This is a genomic window from Flavobacterium tistrianum (assembly GCF_003254545.1).
Classification (GTDB): Bacteria; Bacteroidota; Bacteroidia; order Flavobacteriales; family Flavobacteriaceae; genus Flavobacterium; species Flavobacterium tistrianum.
Map to the genome: position 1 here is coordinate 329216 of NZ_QJRH01000068.1, position 17647 is coordinate 346862.

General features: G+C 38.8%; 11 protein-coding genes. 2 read left to right on the forward strand and 9 right to left on the reverse strand.

Annotated elements, in window-relative coordinates:
• Positions 1 to 79: 79 nt before the first annotated feature.
• Entirely contained in the window at positions 80 to 559 is a 480-nt protein-coding gene (locus tag DMB71_RS11940; RefSeq protein ID WP_111366343.1) for a hypothetical protein, read from the forward strand.
• On the forward strand, positions 546 to 3107 hold the full coding sequence (gene ligD, locus DMB71_RS11945; protein WP_111366345.1) for a DNA ligase D: 2562 nt from the start codon (positions 546 to 548) through the stop codon (positions 3105 to 3107). The genes DMB71_RS11940 and ligD overlap by 14 nt, the downstream gene beginning before the upstream one ends.
• Here ligD and ku read toward each other — a convergent pair.
• The 9 genes from ku to DMB71_RS11990 all read right to left on the reverse strand — a co-directional run bounded on the left by ku (position 3104) and on the right by DMB71_RS11990 (position 17455).
• Positions 3104 to 3883 (reverse strand): non-homologous end joining protein Ku, encoded by a 780-nt coding sequence (gene ku / locus DMB71_RS11950; RefSeq protein WP_111366385.1) that lies wholly within the window; start codon positions 3881 to 3883, stop codon positions 3104 to 3106. The two genes, ligD and ku, sit on opposite strands and share 4 nt — an antisense overlap.
• Positions 3884 to 4195: 312 nt before the next feature.
• Entirely contained in the window at positions 4196 to 5008 is an 813-nt protein-coding gene (metQ, locus tag DMB71_RS11955) for a methionine ABC transporter substrate-binding lipoprotein MetQ (protein WP_111366347.1), read from the reverse strand.
• 45 nt (positions 5009 to 5053) lie between these two features.
• A complete protein-coding gene (locus DMB71_RS11960) occupies positions 5054 to 5707 on the reverse strand; it encodes a methionine ABC transporter permease MetI (protein ID WP_111366349.1) in 654 nt (217 codons plus the stop codon).
• Complete coding sequence (metN, locus tag DMB71_RS11965; protein ID WP_111366350.1) at positions 5700 to 6731, reverse strand: methionine ABC transporter ATP-binding protein MetN; 1032 nt, start codon at positions 6729 to 6731, stop codon at positions 5700 to 5702. The genes DMB71_RS11960 and metN overlap by 8 nt, the downstream gene beginning before the upstream one ends.
• Positions 6732 to 7122: 391 nt before the next feature.
• Positions 7123 to 8127: an NHL repeat-containing protein gene (locus DMB71_RS11970; RefSeq protein ID WP_239452962.1), complete on the reverse strand. Its 1005-nt coding sequence runs from the start codon at positions 8125 to 8127 to the stop codon at positions 7123 to 7125.
• Positions 8128 to 8141: 14 nt separating this feature from the next.
• Positions 8142 to 9359: a hypothetical protein gene (locus DMB71_RS11975; protein ID WP_239452963.1), complete on the reverse strand. Its 1218-nt coding sequence runs from the start codon at positions 9357 to 9359 to the stop codon at positions 8142 to 8144.
• A gap of 153 nt (positions 9360 to 9512) precedes the next feature.
• Complete coding sequence (nagA, locus tag DMB71_RS11980; protein WP_111366355.1) at positions 9513 to 10634, reverse strand: N-acetylglucosamine-6-phosphate deacetylase; 1122 nt, start codon at positions 10632 to 10634, stop codon at positions 9513 to 9515.
• Positions 10635 to 10722: 88 nt separating this feature from the next.
• Complete coding sequence (locus DMB71_RS11985; RefSeq protein WP_111366357.1) at positions 10723 to 11442, reverse strand: DUF2490 domain-containing protein; 720 nt, start codon at positions 11440 to 11442, stop codon at positions 10723 to 10725.
• Positions 11443 to 11656: 214 nt separating this feature from the next.
• A complete protein-coding gene (locus DMB71_RS11990; RefSeq protein WP_111366359.1) occupies positions 11657 to 17455 on the reverse strand; it encodes a gliding motility-associated C-terminal domain-containing protein in 5799 nt (1932 codons plus the stop codon).
• Between the last annotated feature and the right edge of the window lie 192 nt (positions 17456 to 17647).

The window sequence follows — 17647 nt, forward strand, 5'->3', positions numbered from 1 at the left end:
CTACTTTTAATCCTATAACATAAAAAAGCCTTTTAAAAAATAACTTTGAAATAGAGTTTTAATTCAAAAAAAGGACGATATGGTTTACATCATTATACAGCTAATTTTAGTTTCTATTGGGGCTACATCGACTATGACTTGGTTTAGTTACGCGATGTCGAAAAACTTTAGAGAATTGTATAAAGAACCCGTTTTATTGAGTTTTGCTCTTAGAAAAACAAACATTAGCCTTTCCGAAAAATCTCAGAAAACATGGGGATGGCTGATACATTACATTATTGGTTTTCTATTTGTTATGGGATATCACATAGTATGGGTGAAGAATATTTTGCCAATTTCTCCACTAAGTGCGCTTATATTAGGCGTTATCAGTGGTGTAATTGGCATACTCAGCTGGATTATCATATTTAAAATGACCGATCATCAACCCCCAATTGATTTTAAAGGTTATTATATTCAGCTGTTCTTTGCCCATATTATTTTTGCGGTTACAGCAACGGCGCTTTACTCTATTACATTAACCATTTTAATACTTCTGAAAGCTTATGTCACTGTCTAAATACAATCAGAAAAGAGATTTTAAACAAACCCGAGAGCCAAAAGGAAAAGTTGAAAAATCGGCTAACGAATTGATTTTTGTCGTGCAGAAACATGCCGCGTCGCATCTCCATTATGATTTTAGGTTAGAAATGGATGGAGTTTTAAAAAGCTGGGCAGTGCCAAAAGGTCCGTCAATGGATCCTGAAGTAAAACGTCTCGCCATGATGGTTGAAGATCATCCGTACAGTTATAAAGATTTTGAAGGTACTATTCCAGAAGGAAATTATGGTGCTGGAAATGTAATTGTATGGGATAACGGAACCTATACTTCGGATGAAAAAACCGCTTCTGATGAAAAACAATTATTAAGCGATCTAGCAAAAGGTCGTTTGAGTTTTGTTTTAAAAGGAAAAAAACTAAAAGGCGAATTTTCGCTGGTTAAACTTCATGGCAAACAGGAAAATGCTTGGCTTTTAATCAAGAAAAATGATAAATATGCTTCGACTGAAGATATTTTAGAAAAAAACAAATCGGTTATTTCTAAAAGAAGTTTGGAACAGCTTATTGAAAAATCTGAAAAATTGGCTTCAAAAACTGAAGAAAAAACAGCTGAGAAAAAAACCGTAAAAAAAAAGTCCAATCCAAAAGTTGAGATAGCTGAATTTATAAAACCAATGCTTGCCAGTGTTCGAGAAAAGCCTTTTGATGATGAGGAATGGATTTTCGAAAATAAATACGACGGCTATAGAACTATTGCGGTTATTAATGCACAGCAGGTAGATTTGTTTAGCAGAAACGAAATTTCTTTTAATGCTAATTTCAGACCCATTGCCGACGAATTAAAACAAATAGATCACACCGTAGTTTTGGACGGCGAAATTGTCGTAGAAAATGATTCTGGCAGAGCCGATTTCCAATTGCTTCAAAATTACATGAAAACGGGAATAGGGAATCTCAAATATTACGTTTTTGATTTATTGAATCTAGACGGAAATCTGATTACCGAATTATCGCTTTTGGAACGAAAAGAACTCCTGAAAATTCTCTTTAATAAATATCCTTTTTCGAATGTTTTTTATTCTGAACATACAGTTGGAGATGGAATTAAACAATTTGAAAAAGCGGTTAGAAATAAAACCGAAGGCATAATTGCCAAAAAAGCCGACAGCACTTACACCATCAATCGAAGAAGTACAAACTGGCTCAAAATAAAAACTGCTAACGAAGAAGAAGCTATTATTATCGGAATTACAGAACCTAAAAATTCAAGGAAATATTTTGGTGCTATTCTTCTCGGTCAATATGATGGCAAAAAACTGCAATATATTGGCAAATGCGGAACAGGTTTTACAGAAACCGTTTTGAAAGATCTTTATACTCAATTAGAACCTTATTTCATTGACAAATCTCTGCTTGACGAAAAAATTCCGATACGAGATAAAATTCAATGGGTAAAACCAAAAGTCGTTTGTCAGGTAAAATTTTCGGAATGGACGCAAGATCAGTATCTGCGACATCCTGTTTATCTCGGAACAAGAGTAGACAAAAAAGCAGAAGAAGTTTTTTTATCCTTCACAAAAGACTATTCAACTCAACTAAATTCAGATGAAATGACAATTACTCCAGAAAATAAAAAGGAAAAAACAGAGAACGATTACGATTTAAAAGTCGGTAAAACGGTATTGCATCTTACCAATCAAAACAAGGTATATTTTCCTAAAGACGGCATCACGAAAGGCGATATTATTCATTATTATGATGAAGTTTCAGAACTCATTCTTCCGTATTTAAAAGACCGTCCAGAATCAATGAATCGTTTTCCGAACGGAATTGATTCTCCAAGTTTTTATCAAAAAGATGTTGATGTCGATAAAATTCCGAAGTGGCTTAAAACCAAAAAAGTTTTCTCAGAATCCAACAATGCCGATATTGATTATCTTATTTGTAATGATAAGGAAACGTTGCTTTATATGGCAAATTTAGGCTGTATCGAAATGAATCCGTGGAATTCGACCATCAAGCATATTCAGAATCCAGATTGGCTCGTAATTGATTTAGATCCTGCAAAAGACGATTTTAAACAAGTCGTTCAGACTGCTTTGGTCGTAAAAGAAGTTTTAGACGAACTGGAAACGGAATGTTTGTGCAAAACTTCTGGAGCTTCTGGACTACATATTTATATTCCGCTTGGCGCTAAATATGATTATGATTCCATTAAAATTCTTGGAGAATTGATTGCGAAAGAAGTGCAATCCAGACTTCCTGAAATTACAACGGTTGATAGAAGCATTAAAAAAAGAAACAATAAATTATATATCGATTTTTTGCAAAACAGACGCGGGCAAACTTTGGCGGCTCCGTATTCTGTTCGTCCAAAACCTGGCGCAACAGTTTCTACACCTTTGGAATGGAGCGAAGTGAATGAAAAACTGCATCCGTCGCAATTTACCATCAAAAATGTATTAAGCCGTTTTGAGAAAAAAGGAGATTTATGGAAACCCGTTTTATCTAAAGGCGCAAATATTAAGAAGATTATCCACAAACTGGAAAATAGCCAAAACAGTTAAGACGATTTTTTCTTTTTGGTTTCCAAACTCGCTTTCAGCATTTCCATTAAATCGTCGCTTTGTTTGTGTACGACTTTTAATTTTGGAGCTGCTTTTTGCGGTTTTCCTTTGGCTTTCTTTTTAATGATGTCTAAAAGCTTGGCTGTATATTCATCTTTAAAACCAGAAATATCAAATTTCTCCGTCAGCTGATCAATTAGTTTTTCGGCCATATCCATTTCTTTTGTTGATTTTTTGGACATTGGCGGAAGCTTTAATTCAGCTGTACTTCTAATTTCCTGTTCAAAACGAATTCTATTTAAAACAATGACATTTTTATAAGGTTTTAAAATTGCGAGACTTTCTTTGTTTCGCAATACAAATCTGGTAACACCCACTTTTCCTGAAGCTTCAAGCGCATCGCGAAGTAATCCGTAAGCATTCATTGCTCCTTTGTCTGGCTCGAGATAATACGGCTGTTCGTAATAAATGCTTTGAATTTCTTTTTCGAAAGCAAAACTTTCAATATCGATTGTTTTGGTTTTAATGGCATCTGCTGCTTCAAAATCGGAATCTTCCAGAATAATATATTTGCCTTCCAGATTATATCCTTTTACAATATTGGCAAAATCAACTTCTTTTCCCGTATTTTCATTGACGCGTTTAAACTTTATGTTGGCATGGTCTTTTGCGTCGAGCATGTCCATATCCAAACTGCTTTCCTGCACCGCCGAAAACATTTTTATTGGAATATTAATTAATCCAAAACTTACCGAACCTGTCCAAATTGATCTCATGGCTTTTGTTTTAAAATTGAACATTAAATTTAGTTCAACAAAAAAACGTAAGCCTTACAAAATCAACAGATTGTTTTATATAATTATTAATGTTTGTGGTTTGTGGTTTGTGGTTTGTGGTTTGTGGTTTGTGGTTTGTGGTTTGTGGTTTGTGGTTTGTGCAACCGCGTATTCCCGTGGTTGAAACCACGGGTTATGTTTGAATAAATATACACATAGGGCAAAAAAATATGGGTTATGAATTATAAGTTAGGCAACACTCCTAACTCATAACTCATAACTCATAACTTTTAACTCTTTAACTTAAAAAAATTACCAGCCTTTTACTGCTCCGCCTTTAAATTCCTGCTCGGCTGCTTTTTCTACTTCTGGAGATTGAAAAGCTTGTAAAAACTGTTTTACTTTTTCTTCGTTTTTATTGTCTTCACGGCTTACTACCAAATTCACATAAGGCGAATCTTTATCTTCAACAAACAAAGCGTCACGAGAAGGAACCAATCCAGCTGCAGATGCAAAAGTATTGTTGATAATCGCGATAGAAACATTTTGGTCATCTAAAGCTCTTGGCAATTGAGGAGCTTCTAATTCTAAAATTTTTAAGTTTTTAGGATTGCTTACAATGTCTGTTACTTTTGGCAATAAACCAACGCCATCTTTCAACTTCAATAATCCGTTTTTCTGTAAAAGCAATAAAGAACGTCCGCCATTTGTTGGATCATTTGGAATAATAATCGTGCTTTCGTTTTTCAATTCAGAAAGGCTTTTTATTTTTTTAGAATAACCAGCAATTGGGTATACAAACGTATTTCCAATAATAGCCAATTTGTATCCTCTTTGTTTCGATTGCTCGTCTAAATATGGTTTGTGCTGAAAAGCATTTGCATCGATATCTCCTTGACTTAAAGCTTCATTTGGAATTACATAATCGTTGAAAGAAACCAATTCTACTTCCAATCCGAATTTTTCTTTTGCTACTTTTTTAGCCGCTTCCGCTACTTTTAATTCTGGACCAGAAGCCACTCCCACTTTAATAAAATGAGGATCATTGTTTTTACTTTTTCCGCAATTTGATAAAACAAGCGCCAAAGCCAAAACCCCAGCTATTCTTAAAATATTTCTTTTCATGATAATTGTATATTTTTTAATTTTTAATTCTAAATTTTTAATTGATTATCGGTGATCAAATCGTTTTGATAATTTGTCTCCCGCAAACTGAATCACGAATACCAAAATGACCAATAAAGCCAAAACCGAGTTCATTGTCAGGGCATCATAACCAATATATCCGTACTGATAACCTACTTGCCCAAGTCCGCCAGCTCCGACAGCTCCGCCCATTGCAGAATATCCAACAAGGGTAATTAAGGTAATTGAAGCTGCGTTGATTAAAGAAGGTAAAGCTTCTGGCAGTAATACTTTGTACACAATTTGCAAAGGCGTTGCGCCCAATGCTCTCGCCGCTTCGATTAATCCAGATGGAAGGCTTAGTAAACTGTTTTCTACCAATCGGGCAATAAATGGCGCTGCACCAATGCTCAATGGAACCAAAGCCGCACTCACACCAATTGAAGTTCCAACAATGGCGCGTGTAAACGGAATCATCCAAACAATCAGAATAATAAATGGAATAGAACGAAAAACGTTCACCACAACCGATAATGTTCTATTTAAAACAGGCTGTTCTAGAATTTGATTTTTACGGGTTAAGAACAGTAAAATTCCTGTTGGAAGTCCTAATAAAAAACCAAAAAAGCCCGATACAAAAGTCATAACAATGGTTTCCCATGTTCCTTTTAACAATAAATCTATAAGAGAATCAGACATAACCTAAAATTTCTGTTTTAATGTGTTTTGAATTAAAATATTGAATTGCCGCATCGTAATTTTCGCGTTTCCCTGAAAGTTCAATCAGCATCACGCCAAAATTAACTTCGCCCGCCTGATCCATTTGTGCGCTGACGATTTTAAAATCGGTATCAAAAAGCCTTGAAACTTCTGAGATAACAGGCTCGTTAACCGATTTTCCTGTCATTTCCAGCTTCAATAACGGATTCAAATTCCCGTCATCTTGTTTTTGCAATTTCTCCTGATAAACAGACGGAATTTCGATATGAAGTGAAGAAGAAATAAACTCTTTTGTCAGTTCATGTTTCGGATCTGCAAAGATTTCGCCCACACTTCCCTGCTCTATCAATTTTCCGTGACTGATTACCGCAACTTCATCACAAATAGATTTTACCACTTCCATTTGGTGCGTAATCAGCAAAACAGTAATGTTTAAGCGTTTGTTGATGTCTTTCAATAAATTTAAAATTGATCTTGTTGTTGCAGGATCAAGTGCGCTTGTTGCTTCATCAGACAAAAGCACTTTCGGATTATTGGCTAAAGTTCTTGCAATGGCAACTCTTTGTTTTTGTCCACCAGAAAGACTTGCAGGATAATCGTTTGCTTTTTCTGCCAAACCAACCAATTGCAATAATTCTAAAACACGCGTTTTGATTTCGCTTTTTGAAGTTCCAGTCAATTCTAACGGAAAAGCCACATTATCAAAAACTGTTCTCGAAGAAAGCAAGTTAAAATGCTGAAAAATCATTCCAATTTGTCTTCTCTCAATCGCCAATTCAGCGTTTGATAATTGCATTAAAGATTTGCCATCAACGATAATTTCGCCAGAAGTTGGTCTTTCTAACAAATTCACACAGCGAATTAAAGTACTTTTTCCTGCTCCGGAAGTTCCAATTACACCAAAAATTTTTCCCTCGGGAACCTTTAAAGAGACATCAGATAGAGCAGCAACAATTCTGTCTTTCTGATGAAAAGTTTTGGTTACATTTTTTAATTCAATCATTCTTTACAGTTTAAAAACAAAAAAGCCTTCCATTAATTACTTGAAAGGCTTTTTTGAAATAAATTTTATCATTTTATATATTAAGCCAGATCAATAAATACCATTACAATAGCACAGCACATCATGCTGTAACGATAATAATTATTCATTTTCTGGTTATCTTTCCTCATAGCGAGTGCAAATTTAAATAGTTATTTCCAATTTTTAGCTATAAATCATTAAAACTTTTATTAACCTATCAATATAGTAGGCTATTTTGAAATTCCAACCTTTAAAATCTAAATTCCAATTTTGAAAATTCCAAATTCCAAATCTTATTTCAATTCAAAAAAAAAATCCAAATTCCAATTAGTTTGGAATTTGGAATTTAATTTTTTGGAATTTAAAAAACCTAGTTGTTTTGTTCTGCAATCGTAGATTTATTCAGTTTTACAATTCTGATTTTCTTATTCGTATTATCCGACAAGAAAATGCGATCGTCAAGCTGTGCAGTTCCTACAATAGTTCCAAATGCATTTTGACCTAAAATATCTGATGCATTTACAACTGCCTTATAATTTTGTCTGATAAACTCTTCTTTTGGATACAATCTTAAATACGAAGTGCTTCCAACATTTTCTGAGGTCAAAGCCCAATCTTTGCTGAAAGAAACGGCAATTGGTTTTATGTCTACAAATTGCACTTTTTCTGGCTCAATCGGAGTTGTTAATGAATTTTTAGCGTTCGCTTTGATGTTCGCAATATTATAGAACAAATAACTTTTTGCATCTCTTCCTGCTACCACAAGGTTTCCGCCATAAACATCCATAGAATATACTTCTGTGTAGCCATTTAAAGTATTAAGTTTTGCAATAGGTTCTAAATTCCAATTACTCGTTTCGGTAATCTGAGACGTTTCAAATACTTTGATGCTTTTTTCTTTTTCTTTAACGAATATCAATCCGTCTTTTACTACAACGCCAAAAACGTGTACAAAAGTCTGCCACCATTGTCCGTTTCCAACTGTACTAATTCCTGCATTGGTAGTTTCATCAAAAACAAATAATCTAGATTCTGTACTTCCAACATAGATACGTCCGTTGTCAACAGCAACCGAAGTCAAGCTTGTCAGCGGAATCGTAGTTGTACCTTTTACATATTCTTTAATTGTTTTGATATGCTGTAATGTCAGAGCATTAAAGACTTCTAAAACATTTCCGTTAATAACGTATAGTTTCTCGTTTGAAACTGCTATTCCTTTCGGATCAAATGCTTCTGCGCTTCCTGGAATATTTTCGGCCGTGATAGAAGCTTCGTCTGTTGGATAATAATAGGTATAATCTTTGGTTTCATTGTCGTCTTTGCTGCAATTGGTAAAAAAACAAAGCGCAAATATCAGGGGCAAAATATGTTTCATTGTTGTTTTATATTTTAGTTCCATTTTCCTTCACCTTTATATTTAACTAAGAATGAATTCTTTGGATCAATTTTAAACACTGGTTTTTTATAAGTTTTACTTAGATATTTTGATTTCTCGTACGTTTTTAAAACATCTGGATCTGTAAAAGGAAGATCATTTAAATAAATCAAATACTTATAAAATTCCGTCAGCATTTCCTGCTGGCCACCGCCTTCTCCGCTATTTGCTAAATTACTGCTGTGGCTAAAACCAATATGATGTGAGTATTCATGCGACCAAACCGACATTTCTCCAACCCAATGTCCCGTTACATATCCCGATTCCCATTGCGACGCTAGATTTCCTCCGCCCCAAGCAGAATCTCCTCCAACCATTGCCATCCAAACGGTTCTTTTATCTAAATAATTCCAGTATATTTTTTCTATTTCTTCTTTAGAATAATAATCGTAAACTCCATCTACATCATCAGCATTTCCGTGCCAGTTTAAAGCTCCGTTTATTCCCGTTCCAGCTGCTACAGCTTGCTCTTGCTTGTATTTATCAAAATTGGTAAATGTGCTGTAATACAATGGGTGGCTCAACGCATAAGAATAATTAATGATCATTGTGATTGCTTCTTTTGCCAAAGCAGGATTCATAGGAAGAAATTTCCCTAGTTCATTAATATGGTATCCATCATGAAACTGAACTAAATGATTTGATTTTATTTTTTTGAATTTTTGAAATAAAGGATCATCCGATTCAACTGAGAACTGAATTGCGCCAGAAGAAAATCCTTCAATTTTATCTATCGTTACTGTACTTCCCGTTTCCAACAGATAATCGTTTGCTTTTTCGGTCAAAGGAAGTTTATGAAATGAACGATGAAAAGCTGGTATTTTTGAAAAAGTATAAATCACAAACTTTTTATCGTAATTTGGCAGTTTTGCATAGATTTTCACATTTGTAAGTCCAACTGGAGAATACAACGAAATCTGCACAGAATCTTTTCCTTTCTGGATAACCTGAAGCGGTTCGTTTACGCGAAACCATCGGTCTACTTTATCGTACATTTTTGAAGGACTTTCGTCATCTTCAAACATTGTCATCGGTTTATTTTCTGCTGGTAAAGTCGTAGCATCTATAGTTGGCAGATAATTTGGTTTGTACGAATCTCCGTCGTCGCTACAGCCAAAAAGGATACTTGCCAATAGGGCAAATACAAAAAAGTGAGTGCTTTTTCTCATCATTAAGTAAGTAGGTTTGGGGTTAAATATCCGTGCAAAACTATAAACATACTTTGTATATACAAGTAAATTGCAAGAAAAATACGAACCAAAAGTTTACTGAAAATATTTTTTTAGTAAACTCCCACTATACTTAAAGGTCAGATTTTAAAGTTTCTATTGCCTAAAATCTAAAGTTTTTATTGTAGCCAAATCAGAATCAAACTGCACAAAGCTTGCAGGAAAACCTTCCTTGATTTTTCCTACTTTTTCTTTCATCCCAATTGCTGCGGCTACTCTTGTGGTTGCCATTTTTATCGCTTCATCAGCAGAAACCTGTAGATGATTATAAGCATTTTGCACTGCTTCTGTCATTGAGATTGAGGCGCCTGCAAGATTTCCGTCGTCATTTCTATAGAAACCATCTACTAAATGAGCATCAAAATTATCCCATTTAAAATTGGCTACTTTACGTCCTAGGAATGTAGCATCGCTAATTAAGAAGAATTTATCTTGTTTTAATTTGTAAGCAATTTTAGCTGCAGCGTAATCACAATGCACACCGTCTAAAATTACTGGAGCATAGACCTTTTCGTTCTCAAAAACGGCTCCCACCAATCCTGGCTCACGATGTCCGAATTGTGACATAGCATTAAACAAATGGGTCACGAGATTGATTCCTTTTGCGAAATAAGGCTGTGCTTCTTTATGAGTAAGAGTAGAATGTCCGATTGAAATTGTAATGCCACTTTCAATCAGCATATTTAATTGTTTTTCTGTAAAACATTCTGGAGCAATGGTAATGACTTTGATAACGTCTTTTCCTTTACTGATGATTTCTTCCAGTTCTTCATCAGTCGGTTTTCGAACCTGATCGATGCTATGTGCTCCACGTCTCTGAGGATTCAAGAAAGGCCCTTCTAAATGCATTCCAATTACACCATTCTGATGTTTTTTCATGTAATTGCGAACTGCCTCAATTCCTTCTAAAATGGTTTCTCTTGATGAAGAAATTAAACAAGGTAAAACATGCGTAGTGCCGTATTTCATGCTGGCATCGTAAATATCTTGAATGGTTTTTTCGTTTGGCGTTTGGCTAAAATAATACTTTTCTCCTCCATTAATCTGAATATCTATAAATCCTGCCGAAAGATGATTTCCTCCCAAATCAATTGTCTTAATATCGTTTGGAATTTCTTTTTGAACCGAAATAATAGCTCCGTTTTCTACAACTACAACTCCATTTTCTATTATTTCTTCTCCTGTGTGTACAACAGCATTTATAATCGCTTGTTTCATTTTGTTTATTTCTTATAACGTTCCCAAAGTTAAATATTATAAGTTTTTAGCAAAATAAACTCTTTTAAAATCGTCAGAAATAATTTGGTTAATCTGCACCGCCATCAACGCTATCAAAAGTTTCGCGTGCTTTTGGTTTTACGCTATATTTTAATGAGACCATTAGTCCGTAATAAACATCAAATTGAGTTCCGTTGGTTCGCAGCTGCATCTGACCTATTACACCCGCCAAGAAGTGAATGTTTGGCGTAATTCCAGCAGTATAATAAACTGAAAGTCTGAAAATATCAAAATGTTCCTCGGCATAATCTTTTGAAGCAAACTTCAGCATTAATTCAGTATAATATCCAATATTCGGCGCTAGAAAAATTGGTTTCTCCTTGCTTTGTCTCAAATAATGATTGACACCAAAACGAGCCCTTATTCTTGGTATCGTTTGATGATTGCCATTTCTGTCATCAAAAAACTTAGTTTCAAAACGCACTTGCTCAAACAGAGATCCTTTGGGCATTTCCTGAGTATAGGTCCCCATAACAATAAGCCTGTTTTCTAAAGTTTTGTAATTGCCCGCTTCTTTTATCGCATATTTCTGGTTATGTGCATATCCCAACCAAAGCTTCATATTTTTTAAACCTGAATAAACAATCCAAGGTTTTATCACTTTACGCTGGGTATATTCAAAAGGATTTTCGTTTGTGTAAGTGCCTTGTGTAACGAGCTGCATATCTGCTTGACCACTCAAATGCCATTTTTCTATTAAAGGAAAAGCAACGTCAACTTCGCTTATAGATGCCGGAATAAATCCCATGGCGTAAGGAGCATCTTAGGCTTTTAAAACTTGAGAAAGAAGGATGCAACAGAATAAAAGAAAACTTCTTTTTAAGAAACTCATAACGGTCAAATATTAAATTACATGGCTTCGAAATAGGAAAGTCTATCAAATTTAAAGAAAGAAGCTTTTGGCTTTAAAAAAAAGCGGTTTCATGTTATAATATGAAACCGCTTTTTTTAGTAATTCTATTCTATTGGCTATTGACATAAAGATATCCGGCTTTTTCGACTTTTCTTCCGTTGCTGTCATATTCTAAAGTGTAGAAATAGGTTCCGGTTGGAAGCTTGTTTCCTCTGGCAACTGTTGCACGCCCGTCTGAGAAGCCCTGAAACGGATTGGTAACATTATCATAGCCATTCTTTTCATAGACAATAACACCATATCTATTGTAGATTTTTACTTTATTGTCCGGATAGCAGTCTATCCCTTTAATAAAAAAGCTGTCGTTTAGCCCGTCTCCATTTGCCGATATGGCATTGTAAACTTCTTCAACACAAGAAACATTTACTGTCTGCACAAAGGAACTCTGATTCCCGCACTTATCAGAAGCTGTCCAAGTCCTAATTAGCGAATATCTGCTGGCGCAGTCCCCGTCAACTCTCTGCTCGTCATAAGCAACTGCCGCACTGCCGCAGTTATCTGTCGCTGTAAAAGTTTGTGCAGGCGGAATTGTATCACAATCTGCCGATATAACCTTCTCAGGCAATGCTTCTGCAAAAACAGGAGCTGTAGTATCGCGAACCTGAATAATCTGCGTGCAGACTGCCGTATCCAGAACGGTGTTCTCTCCCGCATCTCGGACACCATTATTATTTGTATCCGCATACTCTGTTATAGTATAGGTTCTTGTAATATTGGCATTACAGCCTGTATCTGCACTGTTTGATGCTGTAATATCCACCACTCCGCATCGGGTGTCTGCAATGCGTCCGTCGCCGTTTCCTAAAGCTTCGAACTGTGCCTCTGTCAGACTTCCCGCTGAAGGGAGCTCATCATAGCACTGTACCGAAGTAGGCTGGAAAGTTGGGCAGATCACACTGAAACGGCAGCAGTTTGGCGAAATTCCGGATACGGCTACCGCATTGCAGGCATTCGCATCCTGCAGGCTTACGCTATAATTGGTTCCCGAACTGATAAGCCCCGATGTCCAAGTATTTCCCGACCATGTTCCCGGTGCTCCGGTTCCTGTAGCAGTATAAGGCGCCTGGCCTGTTACTGATAAAGTGATATTGTATCCGGGCTGCACTGCAGAACAGGCCGCAGTTTCTGCTCCTGCCAAAGCAATATTGCTAATGATTACATTCTGGTTGGCCGTTACACTATTACCGTTTCCATCATTAAAAGTCCAGGCAATAACTGTTGTTCCAGCAGCTGTTATCGGAAAAACAGTAGTTGTCGTTCCCGTAATGACTCCTGCACATGCATCGGTAGTTGTTGGAGCAGCTGGCGTCACGTTGCATTGTCCTGTTATATCTGACAAAATAGGGATTGCAGGTGCAGTGATATCTTTTATGATCACATTCTGGTTCGCTGTCGAGATATTGCCGTTGCCGTCATCAAAATTCCATGCAACGACCGTTGTTCCCTGCGCTGTTATTGGGAAAACAGTCGTAGTTGTTCCCGTTATAGTTCCCGCGCAATTGTCTGATGCGGTCGGTGCTGTTAATGCCGTCACGGAACATTCTGCCGCAACATCTGCCAGTACCGGAACTGCCGGAGCTGTAACATCTTTAATTATCACATTCTGGTTCGCTGTCGAGATATTGCCGTTGCCGTCATCAAAATTCCATGCAACGACCGTTGTTCCCTGCGCTGTTATTGGGAAAACAGTCGTAGTTGTTCCCGTTATAGTTCCCGCGCAATTGTCTGATGCGGTCGGTGCTGTTAATGCCGTCACGGAACATTCTGCCGCAACATCGGCCAAGACTGGCGCAGCTGGCGGCGTAACATCTTTAATTATCACATTCTGGTTCGCTGTCGAAATATTGCCGTTCCCGTCATCAAAACTCCATGTCACCACTGTTGTACCCTGCGCGGTAATCGGCAATTGCGCTGTTGTGGTTCCCGTTACGGTTCCCGCACAATTATCTGCTGCGGTCGGAGCTGTTAATGCCGTCACGGAACATTCTGCCGTAACATCGGCCAGTATCGGAACTGCTGGAGCTGTAATATCTTTTACAACCACATTCTGGTCTGCTGTTGAAATGTTTCCGTTCCCGTCATCAAAAGTCCATGTCACCACAGTTGTCCCCTGCGCGGTGATCGGCAATTGGGCTGTTGTGGTTCCCGTTACGGTTCCCGCACAATTATCTGCTGCGGTCGGAGCCGTTAATGCTGCCACGGAACATTCGGCTGTAACATCGGCCAGTATCGGAACTGCTGGAGCTGTAACATCCTTTATGATAACATTCTGGTCTGCTGTTGAAATGTTTCCGTTGCCGTCATCAAAAGTCCATGTCACCACAGTTGTCCCCTGCGCGGTGATCGGCAATTGGGCCATAGTCGTTCCCGTTATGGTTCCCGCGCAATTGTCTGTTGTGGTCGGAGCCGTTAATGCTGCCACGGAACATTCAGCCGTAACATCTGCCAGTATCGGAACTGCCGGAGCTGTTATATCTTTTATAATCACATTCTGGTCTGCTGTTGAAATATTCCCGTTCCCATCATCAAAAATCCATGTTACCACAGTTGTCCCCTGTGCGGTGATCGGCAATTGCGCCGTTGTTGTTCCCGTTACGGTTCCCGCGCAATTGTCTGTCGCGGTCGGAGCTGTCAATGCCGTCACGGAACATTCTGCCGTAACATCGGCCAGTACCGGAACTATTGGCGCTGTTATGTCTTTGATTATGACATTCTGCACGGCTGTCGAGATATTTCCATTCCCGTCATCAAAAGTCCAGGTCACCACTGTTGTTCCCTGCGCGGTGATCGGCAATTGCGCCGCAGTGGTTCCCGTTACGGTTCCCGCGCAATTGTCTGCTGCGGTCGGAGCTGCCAGTGCTGTAACGGAACATTCTGCCGTAACATCGGCCAGTATTGGAACTGCTGGTGCTGTAATATCCTTGATTATTATATTTTGGTTTGCCGTCTGGGTATATCCGTTTCCATAGTCAAAAGTCCAGGTTACTGGGGTTGTCCCTTGGGCTGTGATTGGAAAAAGTGTCGGTGTTGTGGCAGTTATTAAGCCTGCACATGGATCTGTTAGGGTCGGAGCCGTTAAAGAGTTTATAGAACATTCAGCTGTTATATCGGCCAAAGCTGAAGGAAGCGCTGTTGGATTTATCGTAACTGTCGCTGTGGTGCTGTTTGAACAGGTTCCGTTATTGAATGTATAGGTAACCGTGTAAGTTCCAGGCACAGATGCTCCCAGATCAATATCTCCCGTAATTTGATCAATGCTGAGCCCTGCATCTGAGCTGTACTGCCCATTTGTTATGCCTGTCTCTACAGATGAAACAGTTCCTCTGTTGCAGTAAGGTCCGTTCGGATAATTTATTGAGGCCGTCGGAAGGGCATTAATTGTGACATCTGTTGTTATGGAATTAGAACAGCTTCCGTCGCTGAATGCATAAGTAATGGTGTGGACCCCTAATGCTGATGCAGCCAAATCTATTTCTCCAGTGTTTGCGTCAATTATTAAGCCCGGATCCGAAGTGTAGGTTCCCCCTGCAGTGCCCAGCTCTTCGGGAAGCGCTGTTCCCGTCTGGCAGTAGGGGCCGTTTAGATATGTTACAGCAGCCTGCGGAAGCTCATTTACAGTCACTTCAACCGGCATGATGCTGAAGCATCCGTTAGCGTCCGTTCCTTTTATATAATAGGTGTCGCGAACCGAAACTGCCGTTGGATCTGCAACGGGAATCGTGGCCTGTTCGTCTGAGAAATAGGCATACGTCAGACCCGAAGCGCTTCCAGCCGTAACGGCAGGATCGGTAAGATTGACCGTATTTGGCGTGCAGACAGGCGCAGGCGCATTGGTTGCAACTGTCGGCCTTGCATTCACATTAATGGTCAGATTGGAGACCACGCTGCTGCTGCAGGGCGCACCGAGAGTAACTGTGCAGGTATAATTATTTGCACCGACTGTTAAATCCGAATAATTGACCAGAGGGTCTTTCTCATTCCGGTTTGATGCATTGATTCCCGGGCCTGTCCATAAGTATGACAGGGCTCCAAAGATATCAACATCCAGATGCACGCTGCCTGAGGTCTTATCGCAGATCACCGCAGGAGTGTTCAAGCCGTCTGCCGTCGCTTCAGGCGCTGCGGCAACACCGATCTGAACCGACTGTGTGATCACATTTCCGCAGCCATCTGCTATCCTGAAAAAATAAGTGTTATCAGTAAGGCCGCTGAAGGTGTTGCCGCTCTGATAAGCCCCGAAAGTCGCTCCGCCGTCCGTGCTTAAGGCATATTGGAGGACATTCCCAGGAGCTGGAGAATTGGAAGCGGCAGTGATCGTTAAAACCCCATTTGTGGCGCCGGAAGCGCACACGAAACCTCCCGTATTTGTCTTGTCTACTATTATGGCATTGTTCGCGTCGTAGGTTACCGTCTGGGTTAATACGTCTGTTGTTCCTCCTTTTATACGAAGACCGAAAACATAAGTGCCGTAACCTAACCCATTAAAAGGAAGTGATGCTGTTGCACTGGCCATGTCTCTTGTCTGCCCTACGCTTGATGGGCCGGAAATAATACGCACCTCATAGGCAGTTGGAACATCAAAATTGCCGTTCATCGTATAGTTAAAACCTCCGCAGACTGGAGTTGTCGTATAGCCCGAAAGGCTGGCAACATATCCTGAAACGGTTACATTTAAAGGTGCCGAACCGCAAAGGCTAGTGATTTGTAATCTATAAGTTCCCTTTGGCCAATAAGCTCCCGGATCGGATGGATTTACTGATGGTAAATAAACACTAGATGCAATATTGGTAAATGTCGTGCCAACAGGAACAGCTGTAGGGTTGCTTGATGCAATTACTTCCACTGTTGCATTTTGACCAGGAATAGTGGTAAAACTTACTGCAAGGCGTCCAAAACCTAATGTATTTAAATTAGGCTGAACACCACTAGATACTTGCCCCACTGTATAAGATGAAGTTGCAGGAAAACCAACTGTATTAACATTCCATAATCCTGAAGTATATCCAGCGCCATCAGTGTAAGAAATATTATATGTAGCACCTGGCGTAAAACCACCAATAATATCTCCATTTCCAGTTGGAACTACTGCCAAAACTACATCTGCTGAATTTGCTCGATTAGTAAAAGTCATGGTCATTGGAAAACAAGACAATCCTGAATTACGATGAGTTATCAAGTATGGGGTTCCTCCACAATTTATTTGGGCTAAATTTGAATATGTTCTATTGTAATTTATAAGAGGAAACACTTTTTCATTCCCGCAATTATCTATCAATACAATTGCTGAGGGTGTAGCACCGCCTTCATCAGCTAATATTACATCACGAGTAGCTCCTAATGGAGCTGGTATATCTTTTGTAGAAAGTGGATATCCTGCGCCTCCTACAACATTTCCCAGACCATACAACTGATTTTGAAATCGTAGCTTCCAAGTAAAGTTGGCAGCATCGCTTGTTGAAACAGGAACTCCATTTGCTGCATAAACGAATCCCACTTCTATTAAAACATGTGCCGAAGCATTACAATCTGTACTTGGATTTTTATAAAAATAGGCAGGTCCTCCTGTTTTTATTTGTGATAAACTGACTGTCGGATTGGTAATAGAAGTTGCACCAGTTATAGTTAAACCGCAGGAATCTGTGACACTGACGATATAACTGTCTGCTGCAAGTCCATTAAAAGTAAATGAATTGGCAGAAATGGCACCGCTGCTCTGTAAAATAGTTCCTACTGCTGTCTGTGTGGCAATAGTATACGTAAATGGAGCCTTCCCTCCTGTTACTGTAGATGTTAAAACTGCTGTGCCTCCAACGCAATTGGCAACTTTAGTTGGTGTTGTTACCGTCATTGCTGTATATCCATCCTTAACAGTTATATTGCTGCTGGAGAAAATGGTTCCTCCAGATGTCGCCCTTCCTTTTACTGCATAGGTTCCAGAACTTAGTCCTGAGTACTGCTTGCCGTTACAATACCGCTATTCTGACATCCTGTATTGCTTGCAACACCTGAAACAGTTTGAGCCCGTAAACTAATGCCAAAA